Origin of the sequence: Achromobacter sp. Root170 (assembly GCF_001428165.1) — a bacterium.
Taxonomy (GTDB): domain Bacteria; phylum Pseudomonadota; class Gammaproteobacteria; order Burkholderiales; family Burkholderiaceae_B; genus Achromobacter; species Achromobacter mucicolens.
This window is the reverse complement of record NZ_LMHN01000017.1, coordinates 243596-264135: the sequence shown is the minus strand read 5'-3', so window position 1 is coordinate 264135 and position 20540 is coordinate 243596. Positions and strand designations below refer to the sequence as shown.

General features: G+C 67.2%; 17 protein-coding genes and 1 pseudogene. 11 read left to right on the top strand and 7 right to left on the bottom strand.

Translation table 11 applies throughout. The features are described 5' to 3' along the window. The first annotated feature begins 124 nt into the window (after window positions 1–124). Window positions 125–1144, top strand: a complete 1020-nt coding sequence (bioB, locus tag ASD87_RS21965) for a biotin synthase BioB (RefSeq protein WP_056326597.1) — start codon at window positions 125–127, stop codon at window positions 1142–1144. Continuing rightward, complete coding sequence (locus ASD87_RS21960; protein WP_056327004.1) at window positions 1141–2016, top strand: DMT family transporter; 876 nt, start codon at window positions 1141–1143, stop codon at window positions 2014–2016. Before bioB ends, ASD87_RS21960 begins: the two co-directional genes overlap by 4 nt. Before the next feature lie 7 nt (window positions 2017–2023). Here the strand turns inward: ASD87_RS21960 and ASD87_RS21955 are convergent. Together ASD87_RS21955 and ASD87_RS21950 are read right to left on the bottom strand one after the other, a co-directional pair. Continuing rightward, a pseudogene (locus ASD87_RS21955) lies at window positions 2024–3520 on the bottom strand (MFS transporter); the annotation flags it as partial. 65 nt (window positions 3521–3585) lie between these two features. Continuing rightward, on the bottom strand, window positions 3586–4089 hold the full coding sequence (locus tag ASD87_RS21950; RefSeq protein ID WP_056326595.1) for a peroxiredoxin: 504 nt from the start codon (window positions 4087–4089) through the stop codon (window positions 3586–3588). A 251-nt stretch (window positions 4090–4340) separates the two neighbouring features. Between ASD87_RS21950 and ASD87_RS21945 the strand changes: the two genes are divergently transcribed. Beyond that, window positions 4341–4763, top strand: coding sequence for a hypothetical protein (locus ASD87_RS21945; protein WP_056326592.1), 423 nt, complete (start codon window positions 4341–4343; stop codon window positions 4761–4763). A 30-nt stretch (window positions 4764–4793) separates the two neighbouring features. On the opposite strand, the gene ASD87_RS21940 is transcribed toward ASD87_RS21945, so the two are convergent. Together ASD87_RS21940 and ASD87_RS21935 are read right to left on the bottom strand one after the other, a co-directional pair. Beyond that, complete coding sequence (locus ASD87_RS21940) at window positions 4794–5672, bottom strand: dienelactone hydrolase family protein (RefSeq protein ID WP_056326589.1); 879 nt, start codon at window positions 5670–5672, stop codon at window positions 4794–4796. 69 nt (window positions 5673–5741) lie between these two features. After that, window positions 5742–9416 carry a DUF748 domain-containing protein gene (locus tag ASD87_RS21935; protein ID WP_056326586.1) on the bottom strand — a complete coding sequence of 1225 codons (3675 nt, stop codon included), beginning with the start codon at window positions 9414–9416 and terminating at the stop codon, window positions 5742–5744. Between the two features lie 166 nt (window positions 9417–9582). On the opposite strand from ASD87_RS21935, the gene moaC reads away from it, so the two are divergent. The 5 genes from moaC to glp are packed head-to-tail and all read left to right on the top strand — an operon-like array spanning window position 9583 to window position 12517. Then, window positions 9583–10071, top strand: a complete 489-nt coding sequence (gene moaC / locus ASD87_RS21930) for a cyclic pyranopterin monophosphate synthase MoaC (protein ID WP_056326583.1) — start codon at window positions 9583–9585, stop codon at window positions 10069–10071. Continuing rightward, complete coding sequence (locus tag ASD87_RS21925) at window positions 10052–10303, top strand: MoaD/ThiS family protein (RefSeq protein ID WP_056326580.1); 252 nt, start codon at window positions 10052–10054, stop codon at window positions 10301–10303. Before moaC ends, ASD87_RS21925 begins: the two co-directional genes overlap by 20 nt. 4 nt (window positions 10304–10307) lie before the next feature. Further along, a complete protein-coding gene (locus ASD87_RS21920; RefSeq protein ID WP_056326577.1) occupies window positions 10308–10790 on the top strand; it encodes a molybdenum cofactor biosynthesis protein MoaE in 483 nt (160 codons plus the stop codon). Beyond that, entirely contained in the window at window positions 10787–11308 is a 522-nt protein-coding gene (moaB, locus tag ASD87_RS21915; RefSeq protein ID WP_056326575.1) for a molybdenum cofactor biosynthesis protein B, read from the top strand. The genes ASD87_RS21920 and moaB overlap by 4 nt, the downstream gene beginning before the upstream one ends. Window positions 11309–11311: 3 nt before the next feature. Next, window positions 11312–12517: a gephyrin-like molybdotransferase Glp gene (gene glp / locus ASD87_RS21910; RefSeq protein ID WP_056326572.1), complete on the top strand. Its 1206-nt coding sequence runs from the start codon at window positions 11312–11314 to the stop codon at window positions 12515–12517. On the opposite strand, the gene mobA is transcribed toward glp, so the two are convergent. From mobA to ASD87_RS21895, 3 genes are read right to left on the bottom strand one after another with little or no spacing between them, the layout of a single operon-like run. After that, the gene (gene mobA, locus ASD87_RS21905) at window positions 12502–13143 is read right to left on the bottom strand and encodes a molybdenum cofactor guanylyltransferase MobA (protein ID WP_056326569.1); all 642 of its coding nucleotides are present in this window, start codon (window positions 13141–13143) and stop codon (window positions 12502–12504) included. The two genes, glp and mobA, sit on opposite strands and share 16 nt — an antisense overlap. Further along, window positions 13136–14239, bottom strand: a complete 1104-nt coding sequence (gene moaA, locus ASD87_RS21900) for a GTP 3',8-cyclase MoaA (protein WP_056326567.1) — start codon at window positions 14237–14239, stop codon at window positions 13136–13138. The genes mobA and moaA overlap by 8 nt, the downstream gene beginning before the upstream one ends. Window positions 14240–14246: 7 nt before the next feature. Then, the gene (locus ASD87_RS21895) at window positions 14247–15356 is read right to left on the bottom strand and encodes a substrate-binding domain-containing protein (RefSeq protein ID WP_056326563.1); all 1110 of its coding nucleotides are present in this window, start codon (window positions 15354–15356) and stop codon (window positions 14247–14249) included. Between the two features lie 157 nt (window positions 15357–15513). Here ASD87_RS21895 and ASD87_RS21890 point away from each other — a divergent pair, with 157 nt between their 5' ends. The 3 genes from ASD87_RS21890 to fdhF are packed head-to-tail and all read left to right on the top strand — an operon-like array spanning window position 15514 to window position 20538. Then, window positions 15514–16071, top strand: coding sequence for a formate dehydrogenase subunit gamma (locus ASD87_RS21890; protein WP_056326560.1), 558 nt, complete (start codon window positions 15514–15516; stop codon window positions 16069–16071). Beyond that, the gene (locus tag ASD87_RS21885) at window positions 16068–17648 is read left to right on the top strand and encodes an NADH-quinone oxidoreductase subunit NuoF (RefSeq protein ID WP_056326556.1); all 1581 of its coding nucleotides are present in this window, start codon (window positions 16068–16070) and stop codon (window positions 17646–17648) included. Before ASD87_RS21890 ends, ASD87_RS21885 begins: the two co-directional genes overlap by 4 nt. Before the next feature lie 13 nt (window positions 17649–17661). Further along, window positions 17662–20538 carry a formate dehydrogenase subunit alpha gene (fdhF, locus tag ASD87_RS21880; protein ID WP_056326553.1) on the top strand — a complete coding sequence of 959 codons (2877 nt, stop codon included), beginning with the start codon at window positions 17662–17664 and terminating at the stop codon, window positions 20536–20538. Window positions 20539–20540: the final 2 nt, after the last annotated feature.

The following is a 20540-nucleotide window of genomic DNA, read 5'->3' as shown; positions in this document are numbered from 1 at the left end:
TTAAATCCGCGCTTATCACCTGCATTGCGCAAATCGGCCGCCCCTTCTTACGATCCGCCGATCCAGCCCCTGGCCCACTGGCCACAGGGGCGAGATCCGGCCACGAACGAAGGAGCCCCCGATCATGCAGACTGCGACCATTCCCGTTCCAACGGTGCCCAAGCGCCCGCCCGCCTCGGCATGGAGCACCGACGCCATCATGGCGCTCTACGAGCTGCCGTTCATGGATTTGATGCACCGGGCGCAGCAGACGCACCGCGCCCATTTCGTTCCGAACGTCATCCAGCTGTCCAGCCTGCTGTCGATCAAGACTGGCGGCTGTCCCGAGGATTGCGCGTACTGCCCGCAGTCCTCGCACTACGACACCGGCGTGGACGCCGACAAGCTGATGCCCCTTGAGGACGTGGTCGCCGCGGCGCGCGCGGCGCAGGCGGGCGGCGCCCAACGATTCTGCATGGGCGCAGCGTGGCGCAGTCCCAAGCCGCATCACCTGGATGCCGTGGCCGAGATGGTCAGCGCCGTCAAGGCGCTGGGCCTGGAGACCTGCGTGACGCTGGGCATGCTGAAAGACGGCCAGGCCGAGCAATTGAAGGACGCCGGCCTGGATTACTACAACCACAACCTGGATACCTCGCCGGAGTTCTACGGCAAGATCATCTCCACGCGCACCTACCAGGACCGCCTGGACACGCTGGACCGCGTTCGCGACGCCGGCATCAGCGTATGCTGCGGCGGCATCGTCGGCATGGGCGAATCGCGCCGCGAGCGCGCCGGCCTGATCGCCCAGCTCGCCAGCATGGAGCCCTACCCCGAGTCGGTGCCGATCAATAACCTGGTTCAGGTCGAAGGCACGCCGCTGTCCGCCGTGGAGGCGCTGGATCCGTTCGAGTTTGTCCGCACCATCGCGGTGGCGCGCATTGCAATGCCGCGCGCCGCGGTCCGCCTGTCGGCCGGACGCGAGGCCATGGACGACGCGCTGCAGGCGCTGTGTTTTCTGGCAGGCGCCAATTCCATGTTCTACGGCGACGCGCTGCTGACCACCGCCAACCCGCAGATGGCCGCCGATCAGCGCCTGCTCGATCGCCTGGGCATGCGGGTCGACGCGGCCGCCCACTCCTACCACGAGGGGCCGGCATGCCCCTGACCCCTGGCCTTCTCTATCTCGCGGCCAGCGTCGCCTGCAGTGTCACCGTGGCCGTCATGCTGAAACTTGCACGCGGTTGGCAGGTGGACGTGCGCCAGGCGATCGCCATGAACTACGCCGTGGCCGCCCTGCTCTGCTGGCTGGTGCTGCGCCCCGACCCGGCGCGCCTGCTGGCGCCGCAAACGCCCTGGCTGGTGCTGGCGGCGCTGGGCGTGCTGTTGCCCAGTGTCTTTCTGGCGATGGCCGCGGCGTTGCGGCATGCGGGCATCGTGCGCAGCGATGCCGCGCAGCGCCTGTCGCTCTTCATTCCGCTGCTGGCCGCGTTCGTGCTGTTTGGCGAGCCGGTCACGGGCCGCAAGCTGGCCGCGATCCTGCTGGCGTTCACCGCCCTCTTCTGCCTGTTGCGCCAGCCGCCGCGCATCCGCCTGTCCGAGGACACGGCTGCGGGCGACAGCCGCGCCATGTGGCTTTGGCCGCTGGTGGTGTGGGCGGGCTATGGCGTGATCGACATCCTGTTCAAGCAGGTCGCGCGCACCGGCACCGCGTTTGCGGGTGGCCTGCTGCTCGCCTTCCTGATGGCGGGCGCGCTGATGCTGGCGTATCTGTTGTGGCGCCGCGTGCGCTGGCAGGCACGGCATCTGGCCGCGGGCGTGGCATTGGGGATGGCCAACTTCGGCAACATCCTCACCTATGTGCGCGCACACCAGTCGCTGCCCGAGCATCCCGCGCTGGTGTTCGCGTCCATGAACATGGGGGTGATCACGCTGGGCACCCTGGTGGGCGCCCTGGCGTTTCGTGAACCGCTCACGCGTCTGAACCTGCTGGGCATCGCGCTGGCGTTGTCCGCCATCGTGCTGATGACACCCTGGTAGGCGGGATTCAGGTGCCCGTGCGCCGCTGGCGTTCGGGCTCGGCCTCCGGGGTGACATCCGGGGTTGAATCGCCTGCCGCACCTTGCGTGGCATTCTCCCCGGCGGCCGGCCCCGCGACGGGGTCTGCAAAGGCGCCCATCGGCGTATCGGCAGCGGGCGGATCCGCCGGCGCGGATTCTGCTGCGGCCTCGGGCGGCGCCGGCGCCGCGGACGGATCGGGCTGCACCATTTCCATGGCGATGTCGTTCTCGGGATCCACCCGCGGATCCAGCACCGCCGCCGCCGGCGAGCTTTGCAGGGTGTCGGGCATCGGCACGAAATGCGTCGGCGCCTCGTCGACCTGGTGCGCGCCCGTGACGCGCGTTGGCCGCACCTGCCAGACCAGAATCACGGCGCAAGCCGAGATGAACACGTAATACATGGCGGGGCCGCCCAGCGACATCATCCAGCCGGCGATCATGGGCCCGACGCAGGCGCCCAGGCCGTACGTCATGAGCAGCACCGCCGACAGGCTGACGCGGCGCTCGGACTCCACGTGGTCGTTGGCAAACGCCGCGCCCAGTGGATACAGCGTGAACTGCAGTATGCCGAAGATGCAGGACATGGCGACCAGCGCCCAGAACGGCAACGCAATCCAGCCCCACATGACGGCGGGCAGCAGGACCAGCAGCAAGGCGTTGAACCGGATGAGACCGGCGCGATTGATGCGGTCGGACAGCCAGCCCATCGGCCATTGCGACAAGAGGCCCGCCGTGACGGCGGCGGCAACGAAGACGGCAGCCTGCGAGGTGGACAGGCCGTTCTTGGCTCCGTAGACCGCCGCCAGGCCATAGAACGCGCCGGACAGGTTGCCCGCCACGAAAAGGACAGTCATGGACAGCGGCACGCGCCGCATGAAGAACCGCACGTCTAGCGGCGCAGGCAGCGGCGTGGGCGGGTGCGAGCGCGCCGTGACCGCGAGCGGCACCAGGCACAGCACCAGGCACATCGCAACCAGGGTGAGCGGACGCAGGTCGAGCGTGGCGTAGGCGGTGAGCGCCAATTGGCCGAGCACGGTGCCCAGGCCGGAAACGACCATATACACGGAGAACACGCGGCCGCGCTGGTGGTTTTCGGTCTGCTCATTGAGCCAGCTCTCGATCACCATGAACTCGGTCACCATCACGATGCCGGAGATGACGCGGAACACCAGCCACAGCGGCATGGAATCGACCAGCGTCTGGGCCAGGATCATGCTGGTGGCGATGGCCGCACAGGCAACGAAGGCGCGGATGTGACCGACGCGGATGATGAGCTTGTGTCCCAGCCGCGCGCCGCAGACAAGACCCAGGTAGTAGCCGGCGATCAAGGTGCCGATCCACACCTCGCTGACGGACTGCGCAGTCAGGCGCAGACCCATGTAGGTATTGAACAGACCCGTGCCGATGAGCATCAGCAAGGTCGCAAAATAAAGCGACGAGAACGATGAGATCGTGGAGAGCATGGCGTGGACAACCGCTGCTGGCTTTCAGCGCCGCGGGCCGCCGGGGCGGCCCGCAACACTGGCGGTAAAACAGGAACCTGCGGGGATCAGGCTTGCGAGAGCATGGTGGCCGCGTCGCTGACTTCGAACTTGCCAGGCGCTTCCACGTTCAGTTGCTTCACGACGCCGTCGACGATCAGGGCGGAGTAGCGCTGCGAGCGCACGCCCATGCCGCGCTGGACCAGGTCCAGTTCGAGGCCGAGTTCCTTGGTCCACAGCGCGGAGCCGTCGGCCAGCATGCGGACCTTGCCGTCGGTCTTCTGTTCGCGGCCCCAGGCGCCCATGACGAAGGCGTCGTTGACGGACACGCACCAGATCTCATCGATGCCCTTGGCCTTGAGGGCAGCGGCCTGTTCGACGTAGCCCGGCAGGTGCTTGGCCGAGCAGGTGGGCGTGAAGGCGCCCGGCACGGCAAACAGCGCGATGGTCTTGCCGCGGGTCAGGTCGGCGACCTGGAACGCGTTGGGGCCGAGCGAGCAGCCGGCGGTTTCGGTTTCGATGAATTCGGTCAACGTGCCATCGGGCACGCGGTCGCCGACTTTGATCGTCATGTAGATCTCCAGGAGGAAAGGGGGCAATGCATTGAGGCAGGATCGCCTCACAGCCCCCATCATAGTTCGTGCGCGGCCGGCTTGCTGCCTTTGGCGTAAGCACGAAAAGAAGATGAACAGTTCGAAACGACTCCACACGGCAGCCTCACGGAGAGGAAACGCGCGCTTGCCATAATGCCGTGGTAAAGACATCGCCCGCCGCGGCCATGAGAGGCACTGCGCCGCGAATCGGGCCTTACAGGGAGATTTCGATGCGCAGATTCCTGACCGCCCTGACCTTGACCCTGGCGGCAGCCGCCCCCGTGATGGCGGCCCCCGACGCCGCCGAGCAGGCCCAATACGATTCGTTTGTCGTGGCCGCCGGCGCATCAAACGGCGCCGCGCGCGCGTGCGGCGCGTCCGAACCCGACCTGGCGCAGCACCAGGACACGGCGCGCAAGAATCTCACGCGCTATGCCGAAGAGTATGGATTTGCCGCCAGCGCGTATGACGCCGAGTTTGCCAAGGGGCAGGCCGAGGGCAAGACAATGATGGAAGACATGAAGCGGTCCGGCGTCGATGGCTGCCGGGGCGTGCTGGGCGGGTTTCAGAGCGAACGGGTGATGAAGTACGAGGATATGAAGCGCGCGCTGGCAGAGGTCAGCGACGGGCTACCCGGGGAGAAGGCGCGGTAGCCCGTGGGCTCAGCCCGCGCCGCCCTTCCCTTACAACCCGTTCTGCTTGAACCAATCCAGCATCCGCGTCCACGCCTGCTCCGCTTCTGCCTTGCGGTACGACGGGCGGTAGTCGGCGTGGAAGGCGTGGCCGGCTTCGGGGTAGATGTCGATGCGCGAGGCCTTGGCGGCGGCGGAGCCCTTGGCCAGTTCGACGCGCATGCGGTCGACGTCGGTTTGCGAGATGCCGGCGTCTTTGCCGCCGTAGGCGCCCAGGACGGGGGCCTTCAGGTCGTTGACGATGGCCAGGGCAGACTTGGGCTTGAGTTCGGAGGGGTCGCCCGCCAGTTGGCCGTACCAGGCGGCGCCGGCCTTGAGTTTGGCGTTGTGGGCGGCGTAGAGCCAGACCTGGCGGCCGCCCCAGCAAAAGCCGACGATGCCCAGGCGGTCCGGGTTGCCGCCATGCGCCGCCGCCCAGGCGGCGGTGGCGTCCAGGTCGGCGGTGACCTGTTTATCCGGGACCTTGCTGACGACTTCGGCCTGCAGTTTGGGGATTTCGGTGTACTTGGACGGGTCGCCCTGGCGCACGTAGAGTTCCGGCGCGATGGCGAGGTAGCCCAGGTGCGCCAGGCGCCGGCAGACGTCCTGGATGTATTCGTGCACGCCGAAGATTTCCTGGACGACCAGGATCGTGGGCAGGTTCTTCTTGCCTTCCGGCGCGGCGCGGTAAGCGGGGATCTTGCCATCCGAAGTGGGGATCTCGACCTTGCCGGCCACGAGGCCCTTGGCGTCCGTGGCGATTGCAGTCTGTGCCGCCACCGGACCTGCCGCCAGCGAGAATCCCGCCGCCGCGGTGGTGGCGAGAAAGCCTCGGCGGTCCAGCCGCAAGGGCGGGAGCAGGCTGTCGAAGTGCGCGTCCTGGTCTTTCATCGAACAATCTCCGGGTAAAAGACGGGCACGGCGGGACGCGCCTCGCGTCCCTGCCGGGGCCTGCCGAGTTCACTTCAGGGAGAAGTCCACGCGCGAGGGTTGCCCCTCGTCCTTGATGCCATCGGCGTCCAGTTGCGGCGCGACGATGAACACGCGATCCGCGAGTCCTTCCTGGGCTTGCAACTTCTCATAAACCGCCTGCGCGCGGGCATCGGCCAATTGGCGCAGCTGATCCTCGCCGACGGGGGCCGCCGCGCGCAGCATCGCTTCCATCTGCGCGGCCGGAATGGATTTGGCCATGCCGATGAAATTGCGCGGCTTGTCCTTGAGGTCGGTGTCATCGTAGACGGCTTCGAGGTATTTGGCACGTTCCGCGCCGGAGACCTCGACGCCCTTGGGGTCGGGCTTCTTGCCGCGCGGCGCGACGTCCGCGGCCTTGGCGGCGCGGATCTTGGCGTCGACCCAGGCCTGGCGCAGGCCTTCCGTGTCGGTCTTGGGATCGGCGCGGCCGCTGATGTCCATCTTCAGGGCCGGACGGTCGGCAAGCGCCTTGGTAAGGGTCTCGATGCGCTGGAGCGAATCTTCGGTCAGCACGGCGCTGCCCGGCGCAAATTCGACATAGGACAGCTCTTCGCCGCCGCCGAACGCGGACGCGAGCAGGCTGAAGGGCGAGGTCACCGCCTTGACCACCAGGTTCATCAGCACGCGCACGACGATGCCGCCGACCGAGAACTCGGGGTCGTCCAGCGAGCCGGAGATCGGCAGATTGATGTCGATGTTGCCGCGCGAGTCCTTCAGCAGCGCAACGGCCAGCAGCACGGGCAGTTTGGTCGCGTCCGGGCTGTTGGTCTTGTCGCCGAAGGTGAGCTGATTGAGCACGACGTGATTGGTCGCCTGCAAGGCCCGGTTCTTGATCTTGTATTCCAGGTCGACCGACAGCTTGCCGCGCTTGATCGGATAGCCCACGTACTTGGCCGAATAGGTGTTGAAGCGCGGCAGGTCGACGCCCTTGGCCGAGGCCTTCAGGTCCAGCGTCAGGTACTTGGCGAAAGGTTGCACGATGCCGCTGATCGAGAGCGGCGCGGTCGTGTAGACACGGCCCGTGACCTTGACCTTGGCGGGCTGGGGATTGGTGGACGAAACGGCGGTGATGTCGCCCTCGATGCTGGACAGTTCAGCGACGTAGTTCGGCTTGACGAAACGGTCGGTGAAGGTCATGCGGCCGCGGGTCAGCGTGACGCTGTTGACCGAAATGTCCGGCATGGCGGCCGCGCCGCTGCCCTTGGCCGGCGCGGCGGCCGCGGGCGGCGCGGCCGAGGGCTCGGCGCTGCGGCCGGGTGTCTGGGTGTCTTGCGTGATCGAGCCGCCGGCCTGCCCGGGCGCGGCCACCAGATCCATGACGTTGAGCCGGCCCTGCGCGTTGAGCAGGATGCGGCCGTAGAAATCTTCCAGGGCGATATCGCCCAACCGCGCGCCGATCTTGTCGCCCGCCACGGAGATGTCCATGCCGGTAAAGCCAAGGCGCTTCCAGTTCAGAAAGTCGTCCTTGTTGACGCGGTCCTGCAGGTCCAGGTCGGTGATGTCGACGCCGCCCTTCCAGCCGGCCTTCATTGGCGCATTGCCGGCGGCGGCGGTGAATTCGGCGTTGCCCTTGGCGCTTAGCGTGACGGCGCGGACGGTGGCGTTCAGGCTGGAGGCGAAGTACGGCGCGAAGCTGGCGACGTTCAGGTTGGACAGGTCGACCGCGGTCTTGAGCGTGAGCGGCTGCGGCGTGAAGACCCCTTTGAGGTCCAGCTTGCCGTCGCCCTGGACGCCGGCTGCGGCCACCGTGAAGTTGCTGGGGCCCGGTCCCAGGGCTAGACGGTCGGCCGTGATGCGAAGGGACTGCATGGCGATGTCCAGCACCGGCTTGAGCGATTCGTCGCGGGCCTTGAACTGCGTCAGGTCGGCCTGCACCGCGGTGGCGGACGCATCGATCGCGCCGCCCTTCTCGCGCACGTGCAGTTGCGCGGTGGCGCCCAGCCGGCCGTCGAGCAGGGTGATGGGCGCCGCGCTGCGCACGGCCGGCGCCAAGGGCGCCAGCGCGATGTTGCCCAGACGCACGTTCATGTCGAGCGACAGCGGCTTGATGACCAGCGGCCCCTTGGCGCGCAGCCAGCCGCCGTCGGTGCTGTTGTCCATGGTCAGCCACAGGTTGATGGGCTGGTCCGGCGGCTGCGGCAGCGCCACGCCTTCGACGGTGGCGGCCAGGCCGGTCATCACATAGTCCAGCTTGCTGACCGCATCGGTGACGTAGACCTCGCCTTCATGCAGGTTGAAGGCGTCGAGCACGACCTTCCATTCGGCGGGCGCGGGGGGTTGCCCGGGGGCCGGCGTGGCGGACGCTTGACCGGCGGGCGCCGTGGCTGCTTGGTCTGAACGCGGCGCCGGGGCTTGAGCGATCGGCGCGGCGGGCGTTGTGGGCGCTGGAGCGGCCGGCGCGGCGGGCGTTGTGGGCGCTTGAGCGGCCGGCGCGGCGGGCGCTTGACCGGCCGGCGCAGGAACCGGCGCAGGAACCGGCGCAGGCGCGCCGGCCGCGCCCGGCGCAACCTGCGCTCCGCTTGGGGAGAGCGGCTTCAGGCCGCTGGCCTTGCGCATCTCGTCCCGCACCGGCGTGGCCGTCGGCTCCACGCCGCCCAGCGCCTTCAAACCCGCGACGACGTCCTGCCAGTTCAGGTGTTCGTTGGCGTGACGACGCACATGGATTTGCGGCGCCCAGAGGCCGATCTCGCCGATATACACCTGCCGCGCAATCGGCTCCAGTTCCAGCCGGCTGACGGTCAATGCGCTCCAGGCGGCCAGATTGCCGCCGGACGGGTCGCGCACGTCCAGGCGGCGCAACCCCAGGTCGCCGACGATGCGGATCTTGGGCGGCGCGTCCTTGGGCTGTTCGAAGACGACCTGCAGATTCGAGTCGAGCAGCGCGCGCTCGACCTTGAAGGGAAGCGGCATGGGCCAGACGTCGGCCCACTTCTCGAGCTGCAGGCCGTCGAAGGCCACGCGCAGCGTGGACGAGGGGACCACGTCGAACGGCCGCGCCACGCCGGTCAGGTCGAAGGGACTGCCGTTGATGCGCAGGTGCAGGCGCGGCTGCACGTCGATGTCGGTGGCGTAGCCGAAGGTCGAGATGAACGGCACCCCGATGGTGAACTCGTCCACGACCTGCTTGCGGCCGGTGACCTTGTCGTCCAGCGTGATGGCGCCGTCCTCGATCACCATGTTGTTGAGCGAAAAGCGCGGCAACCCTTCGTCCGGCTTGGGCGGCTCTTGGGGCTTGGCGGCGGCCAATTCGGCCACGCGTTGTTCTATGTCAGAGAAATTGAAGCGCAGGACGTCTTCGCGGACGATGGCGATGTTAGGCTGCCGAAGCGTCAGACGGTCGACCACCGGCGCGAACCAGAACAGCGATGTCCACGACGCGCTGGCATCCAGTTCCGCCAAGGTCAACAGCGGCGTCTGCGAGCCAGGCTGCGCCACGGTCAGGTCTTGCGCGCGGACGGTCAGCGTGAACGGATTGAAGGTGATCTTGCCCACGGAAACGTCGCGCCCGATCATCTTCGCGACGTCATCGGTCAGCACGCCGTGCAGCACTTTCGGCACCTGCCACGTGGCCACGCCAAACAGAATCAGCACGAACGCCACAATACCCAGGAGAATCTTGCCGGCGCGTCGGGTGAACCGTAGCTTGGGCATCCGCACGGGCATTGAAAGTCTCCTGATACACATTGAAGGCGATCCAACCTTCCTCTGACTGCTGGCGCGATTATCGCGCCCCCTTAACTGCTCGTCTATCATAGGCGGAACAGCGGACCCCGCCGGCCAGCCCGGCCCCGCTCTTTTCATTCATTAACAATTCTTGATCCCGATTTCCATGTCCGAGACCACCCCCACCTTGAGTCACCTGGACGAAGCCGGCCAGGTCCGCATGGTCGACGTCATCGCCAAGACGGACACCGAGCGCGTGGCGGTTGCCGCCGGCAGCATCCGCATGAACGCCGTCGCCTATGGCCTCTTGACCCAACCCGGCCAGGGCAAGGGAGAGGTGCTCAACACGGCGCGCGTGGCCGCGATCCTGGCCGCCAAGCGCTGCGCCGACATGATTCCCCTGTGCCACAGCCTGCCGCTCGCGTTCGTCGGCGTGGAATTCGCCTTGAACGACGCCGAGCATCGCATCGACATCCTGGCCACCTGCCGCACCAGCTACAAGACGGGCGTCGAAATGGAAGCCATGATGGCGTGCAGCGTGGCCGCGCTGACCATCTACGACATGTGCAAGGCTGCCGACAAAGGCATCGTGATCGAACAAGTTCGCCTCAAGTACAAGGCGGGAGGTAAAAGCGGTGAATGGCGCAACGATTAATCTGCTGTACTTCGCGCGCGTTGCCGAACTGGTCGGCAAGCGCACCGAAACCTGGCCCCTCGCGGGCGAATCCACGGGCGCGCAATTGCTGGCCGCACTGGGCGAACGCTATCCCCAACTGGAACCGGCCACGCGCCTGAAGCTGGCCATCAACCAGACGCACGCCAAGCCCACCGCCCCGATCCGCGCGGGCGACGAGGTCGCGGTGTTCGAACCGGTCACCGGAGGCTGACGCCATGATCCGCGTCCAGGAAGCCGACTTCGACGGCGCGGCGCTGACCGCCGCGCTGCGGGAATCCGCCGGCCCCGGCGTGGGCGGCATCGTGACGTTCGTGGGCTACGTGCGCGACTACGCGCCCGATACCCCCACCGACACGCTTTTTCTCGAACACTATCCGGGCATGTGCGAGCGCGAGCTCGAAGAAATCGCCGCCACGGCCCGCGCGCGCTGGAATCTGGCAGGCACGGTCATTGTGCACCGCGTGGGCGCGCTGCACCGCAACGCGCAGATCGTCTTCGTGGCGGCGGCCAGCGCCCATCGCGGCGACGCCTTCCGCGGCTGCGAATACATCATCGACGCGCTCAAGACGCGCGCGCCCTTCTGGAAGCGCGAGACCCTCGCCGGCGGCGACAGCTTCTGGGTGGAACAGCGCCAATCCGACCAGGACCGCACGGACGCCTGGGATGAAGACACTGCCGACAACAAGGAGAATCCATGAGCGAAGCCACCCCGGTCCCGCTGGGCTGCGGCGTACTGACCATCAGCGACACCCGCAGCGCAGGTGACGACACGTCCGGCAATCTGCTGGCGCACAGCCTGGCGCATGCCGGCCATCAGTGCGTGCGCCGCGACATCGTGCGCGACGACATCTACCAGATCCGCCGCGTCATCAGCGACTGGATCGCCGACCCCGAGGTGCAGGTCATCCTGACCACCGGCGGCACGGGCTTCTCGCATCGCGACCACACGCCGCAGGCCATCCTGCCGCTGCTGGATCGCGAGATTCCGGGCTTCGGCGAACTCTTCCGCCAGATTTCCTACACCGAGATCGGCAGCTCCACGATCCAGTCGCGCGCGTTCGCGGGGTCGGCCAACCAGACCCTGATCTTCTGCCTGCCGGGCTCGAACAACGCGTGCGAGACCGCCTGGACCAAGATTCTGCGAGAGCAGCTCGACAGCGGCCACGGCCCCTGCAATTTCGCCTCGCAGTTATCGAAACGCGAACAAGAAGCCTGACCCATGCTGGATTTCGATCAAGCCCAGACCCTGCTGGCCAACGCCGCCGCCCCCCTTCAACGCACCGAACACGTCGACCTGACGCAGGCCAGCGGCCGCGTTCTGGCCACGCACCTTGACGCCACCGTGGACATTCCACCGGCCGACAACAGCGCCATGGACGGCTATGCCCTGCGCCTGGCCGACTGGAACCCGCAAGCGCGCCTGCCGATCCAGCAGCGCTGCTACGCGGGCGACGTGCCCGAACCCTTAAAACCCGGCCACGCCATTCGCCTCTTCACGGGCAGCGTGATCCCGGCGGGCGCCGATGTGGTCGTCATGCAGGAAGACACCACCGAAACCGACAACCACGTCCAGATTTCGCGCGAACCCCGGCTGGGCCAGCACATTCGCCGCCGCGGCGAAGACACGATGGCGGGCGCCGCGCTGCTGCCGGCGGGCACGCTGCTGCAGGCCGCGCACGTCGCGCTCCTGGCCTCGCAAGGCATGGCGACGATTCCCGTCTACGGCCAGCTTCGCGTCGGCATCCTGACCACGGGCGACGAGCTCGTCCTGCCGGGCCAGCCGCGCGCCACGGAACAGATCTACAACTCCAACGGGCCGATGCTGGCCGCGATGGTGCGCGGCATGGGCGCCCTGCCCGTTCACGTGCTGCACGCCCGCGATACCGAAGCCGATCTGCTGGACGCCTTCAAGACCCTGCTGGCCGATTGCGATCTCGTGCTGAGCGTGGGCGGTGTGTCGGTGGGCGAGCGTGACCTCGTCAAACCGGCGCTGGCCGCGCTGGGCGGCGAACTGTCGTTGTGGAAGGTGCGCATGAAACCCGGCAAGCCGGTGGCCCTGGCGCAGATCGGCGGCAAGCCGGTGGTCAGCCTGCCTGGCAATCCGGTGTCGGCCTATGCCGTGTTCGCCACGCTGGTGACGCCGCTGATGCGCCGCATGCAGGGCCGCGAAGAGATCTTCCCGCCGGTCAGCCAGTTGCCGCTGCGCACCGCGCAGCCGCGCCAGGACAGCCGCGAGGAATTCCTGCGGGTGCAATGCCGCGTGGCCGACGAAGGCGGCAGCGAACTCGTGCCGTACGGCCATCAGGGATCGGGCGTGATCAGTTCATTGCCGTGGTCCACCGGCTTGGCGCGCCTGCCGGCCGACGTGCTGGTGCAGGACAGGGACACGGTCGCGTATTACGACCTGCGTCACTGGCTGGCGTAGCGCTCGGCCAGCGCCAGGTCTTCTGGCGTGTTGACGTTCATGAAGGCATGCGGCGGGCAATCGTCGAACACCGCTTCGACCGCGCCCGCCCTCGCCTGCCAGAGACCCACCTTGCGGTCGCCCGACCGCAGATATTCCCGCAGGTTCGGCAGCAACGACGTGCGCAGCGCCATGCAGGCCGAATGGCGCTGGCCGTGGGCCGCGGCATAGGCCAGCGGCGCATCGGCCGCGGCAGCCGCGCCGATCAGGCGCGCGGCCAGATCTTCCGGCAGGAAGGGCGTATCGCAGGGCACCACCACCAACCACTGCGCGGCGGGTTCGGGCGGCGCAGCAGCCGACGCCTGCAGCGCCTGCAACGCCGTCGCGATACCCACCAGCGGACCCTGCCAGGCGCCCAGTTCGCGTTCGCCATCGGCAACGACGTCGCCATACTGCGCGTAACGTTCCGGGTGCCGGTTGGCGCTGATGATAAGGCGGCCGACCTGCGGCGCAAGCCGGCGCGCGATGTGCGCGACCATGGGTTCGCCGTGCAGCGCGACCAGTCCCTTGTCCTGATGATTCAGGCGGGAACCCTGCCCGCCGGCAAGGATCAGGCCGGCCAGCCCGTCGCGTTGAAATTCAGCCACCGATGTAGCTCATCTCGATCTTGCGCGATGGGTCCGCCATGTTCTGGCCGCGCAGTTCGGAATAGTTGTCGCCGCGCGCAGACCAGATGCCGGCCAGGATGCGCGCCAGTTCCTCGTCCGTCGCGCCATCGCGTAGCGGCGCGCGCAGGTCGTGGCCTTCGTGGGCGAAGAGGCACAGGTAGAGCTTGCCTTCGGGCGACAGGCGCGCCCGCGTACAGCCGCCGCAGAAGGCGTGCGTGACGCTGGAGATGACGCCGATCTCGCCGCCGCCGTCCACGTAGCGCCAGCGTTCGGCGACGCGCCCCATTTCGACCGATTCCACGGGTTCCAGCGGATACACGGCGCCGATGCGATCCAGCACTTCGCACGATGGCACCACTTCGGCGAGATTCCAGCCGTTGCTGTTGCCCACGTCCATGTATTCGATGAAGCGCAGGACGTGGCCGCTGTGGCGGAAGCGTTCGGCCATGGGCAGGATCTGCCCGTCGTTCAGTCCCTTGCGCACCACCATGTTGACCTTGACGGGCGCCAGGCCCGCGTCCGCCGCGGCGTCAATGCCGCGCAGCACGTCGTCCGGCGTGAAGCCGCTGTCGCTCATGCCCTGGAACATGGCGGCGTCCAGCGCGTCCAGGCTGACCGTCACGCGCGTGAGCCCGGCGCTTTTCAGCGCGGCGGCCTTGCGCGCGAGGACGCTGCCGTTGGTGGTGAGGGTGAGGTCCAGCGGACGGCCCTGCGGCGTGCGCAGTTCGGCCAGCATGCCGACCAGGTTTTCGATGTGCTTGCGCAGCAGCGGCTCGCCGCCGGTCAGGCGGATCTTTTCGACGCCCAACTGCGTGAAGATGCCGGCCAGCCGGCTGATTTCTTCGAAGGACAGCAGCGCCGAATGCGGCATGAAGCTGTAGCTGCTGTCAAAGACCTCGCGCGGCATGCAATAGGTGCAGCGGAAGTTGCAGCGGTCAGTGACGGAAATGCGCAGGTCGCGCAGCGGACGCGCGCGCTGGTCCAGCGCGGGCTGCCCGTGCGGCGGAAGTTCGCCGGACGCGAGGGAAGCCCGTGGCGAACTCCGGTGATCGGCAAGGATTATCACTTTGCTCATTGGCACATCATATCCCGGCGGATCGCGGTGCGCGTTCTCGCGGAAAGGCCTCTTCCAGGGTCTGCAGCCGGCCGGTGTCGCGGGCGTCGTAGCCGACAAGCTGGCCCACGTAACCGACATAGTCCGGGCCGCGCATGATGGACAGCAGGTCCTGCATGGCCGGCGTGTCCAGCGACGCCTTGCGGATGGCAAAGAAGTAGCGCTCGCGCACCAGCGGAATGAAGTCCAGGCCGAAACGGCAGGCCGCCGTCTCCACGCCGACCCCTGTGTCCGCCATGCCGCTGGCAATGTGCGCCGCGATCGCCATGTGGGTGAATTCGTTGGTTTCGTAGCCCTGCACTTCGCCGATGGACACGCCGGCGCGCTGCAACATCAGGCCGACCAGATAACGCGTGCTGGAGCCGATCTGCCGGTTCACGAAGCGCACGTCGCTGCGCGCCAGGTCCGCCATGCCGCGGATCTGCTTGGGGTTGCCGGCCGTGACGAACAACCCCGTATTGCGCACGGCCAGATGGATGAGCATGTATTCGTCGGCGTTGAGCCACTGCGCATAGCGTTCCATGATGGGGGATTCGAAATCGCCCAGCGGCACCTGAAAGCCCGCGAGGTCGCATTCGTGCCGCTCCAGCGACGCCAGGGCCTCGATTGCGGTGCGATAGCGCAGTTCCAGGCCGGGGGTGCGGTTGCCCATGTGCTGCATCAGGGATTCCACGGCAAAACCGTGGCTGGCGTGCAGGCGCAGGTGCGGGCCGCTTTCGGGCAGCAAGCGTTCAAGCTCTTCCTGCAATTCGGAGGCCATGCTGTCCAGCGTGGGCATCAGCCGCGCCTCGATGCGGCGGTTGGCCCATAAGAGCCGCTGCGCAAAGGGCGACAACTGCGTGCCCTGGCGGCGGTTGGTGATGAGCAGTTGCGTGCCGAAGTTGGACTCGAAGCGCCGCAACACGCCCCAAGCGTGCCGGTAGGACAGGCCGCAGGCGCGGCAGGCGCCCGCGATGTTGCCGGTGGCGTCGATGGCCGCCAGGAGCGCAAGCATGTCCTGCAACGGCACGGGCGTCGCCTCGTCGTCTCCGCCCAATGTCCATTGCGGCCGCAGGCCGATTCGGAACTTATATGTCATTTATTTCTTATTGAAGGCGTTCAAGTACCTCGTTAGAGTACACAAATAACGCGGCGGACGGGCAATTAATATGTTTTTTTAAACATATTATCTGCTGACAGGTCCAGACCGGCACAAGCCCCCTTGATGGGGTCACGCAACACAGGAGGAGACCGACGTGCACCTGCGCGACGCAAAATCCGATCTGGCATCCAGCGGTGGCGCCCGGGGCGGCAAGCTGGCCCTGGACGCCGCCCAGGCATCCACCACCCCGGCCATCGCGGCCACGGCCCGCATCCTTGCCCGGCTGAAAGACCAGCCTGGCCCGCTGCTGCCGGTGCTGCATGCGGTGCAGCACGAACTGGGCTGTATTCCGGCCGAGGCGGTGCAGACCATCGCCGAGGCCCTGAACCTCTCGCGCGCCGAAGTCCACGGCGTCATCACGTTCTACCCCCACTTTCGCACCGAGCCGGCCGCGCGCCACACGCTGGAGGTCTGCCGGGCGGAAGCCTGCCAATCCATGGGCGGCGAACGCCTGGCCGCCCATGCGCGCGCCGCGCTGGGCTGTGATTTCCACGCCAGCACCCCGGACGGCAACTTCACGCTGGAACCCGTGTATTGCCTGGGCCTGTGCGCGCAGTCGCCCGCCGTCATGATCGACGGCCAGCCCCACGCCCGCGTTACCGAAGCCAAGCTGGACCGCCTGCTGGCCCGCACGCTGGAGGACACGCCATGAGCGCCCCCGTCGTCATCTACGTGCCGCGCGACGCTGCGGCGCTGGCCATGGACGCCGATACCGTTGCCCGCGACATCGAGCGCATGGCCGATCAGCGCGGCCTGTCCGTGCAAGTGGTACGCAATGGTTCGCGCGGCCTGCTGTGGCTGGAACCCCTGGTTGAAATCGCCACGCCGCAAGGCCGCATCGCCTATGGGCCCGTGCAGCCGGAAGACGTGGCCTCGCTGTTCGACGCCGGCTGGCTGACGGGCGGCGAACACGCGTTGCGCCTGGGCCTGACCGAGGAAATACCCTACCTCAAGCACCAGGAGCGCCTGACCTTCGCCCGCGTTGGCGTGATCGATCCGCTGTCCCTGCAGGACTACGCCGCGCATGGCGGGTTGCAAGGCTTGAAGCGCGCGCTGGCCATGGCGCCGGCGCAGATCGTCGACGAAATGGTGCAATCCGGCCTGCGCGGCCGCGGCGGCGCGGCGTTTCCCACCGGCATCAAATGGAAGACCGTGGCGGGCACGCCCGGCGACACCAAATACATCGTCTGCAACGCCGACGAAGGCGACTCCGGCACCTTTGCCGACCGCCTGCTGATGGAAGGCGACCCGTACGTCCTGATCGAAGGCATGACGATTGCAGGCCTGGCGGTCGGCGCGACCTACGGCTACATCTACGTCCGCTCCGAATACCCCCACGCAATCGCCACGCTTGAAGCCGCCATCGCGCGCGCCCGCAGCGTCGGCTGGCTGGGCGACGACGTGCACGGCAGCGGCCGCCGCTTCGACCTGGAAGTGCGCAAGGGCGCGGGCGCCTACATCTGCGGCGAAGAAACCTCGCTGCTGGAAAGCCTGGAGGGCAAGCGCGGCGTGGTGCGCGCCAAGCCGCCCCTGCCGGCCATCTCGGGCCTGTTCGGCAAACCGACCGTCATCAACAACGTCATCTCGCTGGCCACCGTGCCGATCATCCTGGCCAAGGGCGCGGCGTATTACCGCGACTACGGCGTGGGCCGTTCGCACGGCACGCTGCCCTTCCAGCTGGCCGGTAACCTCAAGCAAGGCGGGCTGGTGGAAAAGGCCTTTGGGCTCAGCCTGCGCGACCTGCTCTACGAATTCGGCGGCGGCAGCGCGTCCGGCCGGCCGCTGCGCGCGGTGCAGGTGGGCGGTCCGCTGGGCGCCTACCTGCCCGAGTCGCAATGGGACGTGCCGCTGGACTACGAAGCCTACATCCAGATCTCGGCCATGATCGGCCACGGCGGCCTCGTCGCCTTCGACGACACCGTGGACATGGCGCGCATGGCGCGTTACGCGATGGAGTTCTGCGCCATCGAGTCCTGTGGCAAGTGCACGCCATGCCGTATCGGCTCCACGCGCGGCATGGAAACCATCGACAAGATCGCGGCCGGCAGCCAGAGCCGCGAACAGCGCGAACAGCAGGTGCATCTGCTGCGCGACCTGTGCGACACGATGCTTGGCGGTTCGCTGTGCGCGCTGGGGGGCATGGCGCCCTACCCGGTGCTGTCCGCGCTGAACCATTTTCCGCAGGACTTCGGCATCGAGTCCTCCCAGTCTGCCGCCCACGCGGCCTGAACCCGAGACCGCCATGCTAGAAACCGTCATCAAGCGCGATCGCGACATGGGCACGCCGGCGCGCGTGTCCGAAAAGACCGTCACCCTGACCATCGACGGCCAGGAAGTCACCGTTCCCGAAGGCACGTCCCTGATGCGCGCGGCCGCGGACGCCGGCATCAACATCCCCAAGCTCTGCGCCACCGACAGCCTCGAACCGTTCGGATCGTGCCGCCTGTGCCTCGTGCAGATCGAAGGCCGCCGCGGCTATCCCGCGTCCTGTACGACGCCCGCCGAGAACGGCATGGTCGTCTTTACCGAAACGCCAAAGCTGCACGACCTGCGCCGCGGCGTGATGGAGCTATACATCTCGGACCATCCGCTCGATTGCCTGACCTGCCCGGCCAATGGCGATTGCGAGCTGCAGGACATGGCCGGCGTCGTGGGCCTGCGCAACGTGCGCTATGGCCAGGACGGCGCCAACCATCTCAAGGCCGAAAAGGACGAGTCCAACCCCTACTTCACGTTCGACGCATCCAAGTGCATCGTCTGCAACCGCTGCGTGCGCGCCTGCGAGGAAACCCAGGGCACGTTCGCGCTGACGATCTCGGGCAAGGGTTTCGACTCGCACGTATCGGCCGGCCAGGACCAGCCGTTCCTGGATAGCGAATGCGTATCCTGCGGCGCCTGCGTGCAGGCCTGCCCCACCTCCACCCTGCAGGAAAAGACCGTCATCATGATGGGCCAGGCCGAACACTCGGTCGTGACGACCTGCGCCTACTGCGGCGTGGGTTGCGGCTTCAAGGCCGAAATGAAGGGCCAGGAAGTGGTGCGCATGGTGCCGTGGAAGGACGGCCAGGCCAATCGCGGCCATTCCTGCGTGAAGGGCCGTTTTGCCTGGGGCTACGCCACGCACAAGGAACGCGTGCTCAAGCCCATGATCCGCAAGCACATCACCGATTCCTGGAAGGAAGTGTCCTGGGACGAGGCGATCAACTATGCGGCCTCCGAATTCCGCCGCATCCAGGGCCAGTACGGACGCGATGCGGTCGGCGGCATCACGTCCTCGCGCTGCACCAACGAGGAAACCTGGCTGGTGCAGAAATTGGTGCGCGCCGCCTTCGGCACCAACAACGTCGACACCTGCGCGCGCGTGTGCCATTCGCCCACCGGCTACGGACTGAAGCAGACACTGGGCGAATCGGCCGGCACGCAGACGTTTGACTCCGTCATGCACACCGACGTGGTCATCGTGATGGGGGCCAACCCCAGCAGCGGCCATCCCGTCTTCGCTTCGCGCTTGAAGCGCCGGCTGCGCGAAGGCGCACGGCTCATCGTCATCGATCCGCGCCGCATCGAACTGGTCAGCTCGCCGCACATCAAGGCCGACTTTCACCTTCAGGTGCGGCCGGGAACCAACACGGCGCTGCTGTCCTCGCTGGCGCATGTCATCGCCACCGAGGGCCTGATCGCCGAGGACTTCGTGGCCGAGCGCTGCGAAGAAAAGGCCTTCAAGGAATGGCGCGACTTCGTCTCGCTGCCCGAGAACTCGCCGGAAGCCATGGAAGAAATCACCGGCGTGCCCGCGCAAGCGGTGCGCGGCGCGGCGCGTCTGTTTGCCACCGGCGGCAACGGCTCCATCTACTACGGCCTGGGCGTCACCGAGCACAGCCAGGGCTCGACCACCGTCATGGCCATTGCCAACCTGGCGATGGCCACCGGCAATATCGGCCGCGAAGGCGTGGGCGTGAATCCGCTGCGCGGCCAGAACAACGTGCAGGGATCGTGCGACATGGGCTCGTTCCCGCACGAACTGCCCGGCTACCGCCACATCTCGGACAACGCCGTGCGCGCGCAGTTTGAAAAGGACTGGGGCGTCACGCTGCAGCCCGAACCGGGCCTGCGCATCCCCAACATGTTCGAAGCCGCACTGGGCGGCTCCTTCAAGGGTCTGTACTGCCAGGGCGAAGACATCGTGCAGTCCGATCCCAACACGCAGCACGTGGCGGCATCGCTGGCGGCCATGGAGTGCATCGTCGTGCAGGACCTGTTCCTGAACGAGACCGCCAAGTATGCGCACGTGTTCCTGCCGGGTTCCTCGTTCCTGGAAAAGGACGGCACCTTCACCAACGCCGAGCGCCGCATCTCGCGCGTGCGCAAGGTGATGGAACCCAAGAACGGCAAGTCCGATTGGGAAGTGACGGTGGCGCTCTCCAACGCGCTGGGCTACCCGATGAACTACAAGCACCCGCGCGAAATCATGGAAGAGATCGCGCGGCTGACGCCCACGTTTGCCGGCGTCACGTACGACAAGCTGGACAAGCTGGGCAGCCTGCAATGGCCGTGCAACGACGACGCGCCGGAAGGCACGCCGATCATGCACATCGACCAGTTCGTGCGCGGCAAGGGCCGCTTCATGATCACCAAGTACGTGCCCACCGACGAGCGCAGCACGCGCCGCTTCCCGCTGCTCTTGACCACGGGCCGCATCCTGTCGCAATACAACGTGGGCGCGCAGACCCGCCGCACGCCCAACGTGATGTGGCATGGCGAGGACGTGCTGGAAATCCATCCGCAGGACGCCGAGGACCGCGGCGTGGCCGAAGGCGACTGGGTGGGCATCCAGAGCCGCGCCGGGGAGACCGTGCTGCGCGCCACGCTGACCGACCGCGTGCAGCCGGGCGTGGTATACACCACGTTCCACTTTCCCGAGTCCGGCGCCAACGTCGTCACCACCGACAGCTCCGACTGGGCGACCAACTGCCCCGAATACAAGGTCACGGCCGTGCAGGTGACGCGCGTGTCGCAACCGTCGGAATGGCAGCGGCAATGGTCGCGATTTGCGGACATCCAGCAAAAGCTCCTGCGCGAACGCTCGCGCGAGAGCGAGGCGGCGCTGACCGGGAAGTAACC

Bases quoted from the DNA above. Each gene is read 5' to 3' on its own strand.
- bioB (WP_056326597.1), top strand. From the start codon at position 125: ATGCAGACTGCGACCATTCCCGTTCCAACGGTGCCCAAGCGCCCGCCC.
- ASD87_RS21950 (WP_056326595.1), bottom strand. From the start codon at position 4,089: ATGACGATCAAAGTCGGCGACCGCGTGCCCGATGGCACGTTGACCGAA.
- ASD87_RS21945 (WP_056326592.1), top strand. From the start codon at position 4,341: ATGCGCAGATTCCTGACCGCCCTGACCTTGACCCTGGCGGCAGCCGCC.
- ASD87_RS21940 (WP_056326589.1), bottom strand. From the start codon at position 5,672: ATGAAAGACCAGGACGCGCACTTCGACAGCCTGCTCCCGCCCTTGCGG.
- ASD87_RS21935 (WP_056326586.1), bottom strand. From the start codon at position 9,416: ATGCCCGTGCGGATGCCCAAGCTACGGTTCACCCGACGCGCCGGCAAG.
- moaC (WP_056326583.1), top strand. From the start codon at position 9,583: ATGTCCGAGACCACCCCCACCTTGAGTCACCTGGACGAAGCCGGCCAG.
- ASD87_RS21920 (WP_056326577.1), top strand. From the start codon at position 10,308: ATGATCCGCGTCCAGGAAGCCGACTTCGACGGCGCGGCGCTGACCGCC.
- moaB (WP_056326575.1), top strand. From the start codon at position 10,787: ATGAGCGAAGCCACCCCGGTCCCGCTGGGCTGCGGCGTACTGACCATC.
- glp (WP_056326572.1), top strand. From the start codon at position 11,312: ATGCTGGATTTCGATCAAGCCCAGACCCTGCTGGCCAACGCCGCCGCC.
- moaA (WP_056326567.1), bottom strand. From the start codon at position 14,239: ATGAGCAAAGTGATAATCCTTGCCGATCACCGGAGTTCGCCACGGGCT.
- ASD87_RS21895 (WP_056326563.1), bottom strand. From the start codon at position 15,356: ATGACATATAAGTTCCGAATCGGCCTGCGGCCGCAATGGACATTGGGC.
- ASD87_RS21885 (WP_056326556.1), top strand. From the start codon at position 16,068: ATGAGCGCCCCCGTCGTCATCTACGTGCCGCGCGACGCTGCGGCGCTG.
- fdhF (WP_056326553.1), top strand. From the start codon at position 17,662: ATGCTAGAAACCGTCATCAAGCGCGATCGCGACATGGGCACGCCGGCG.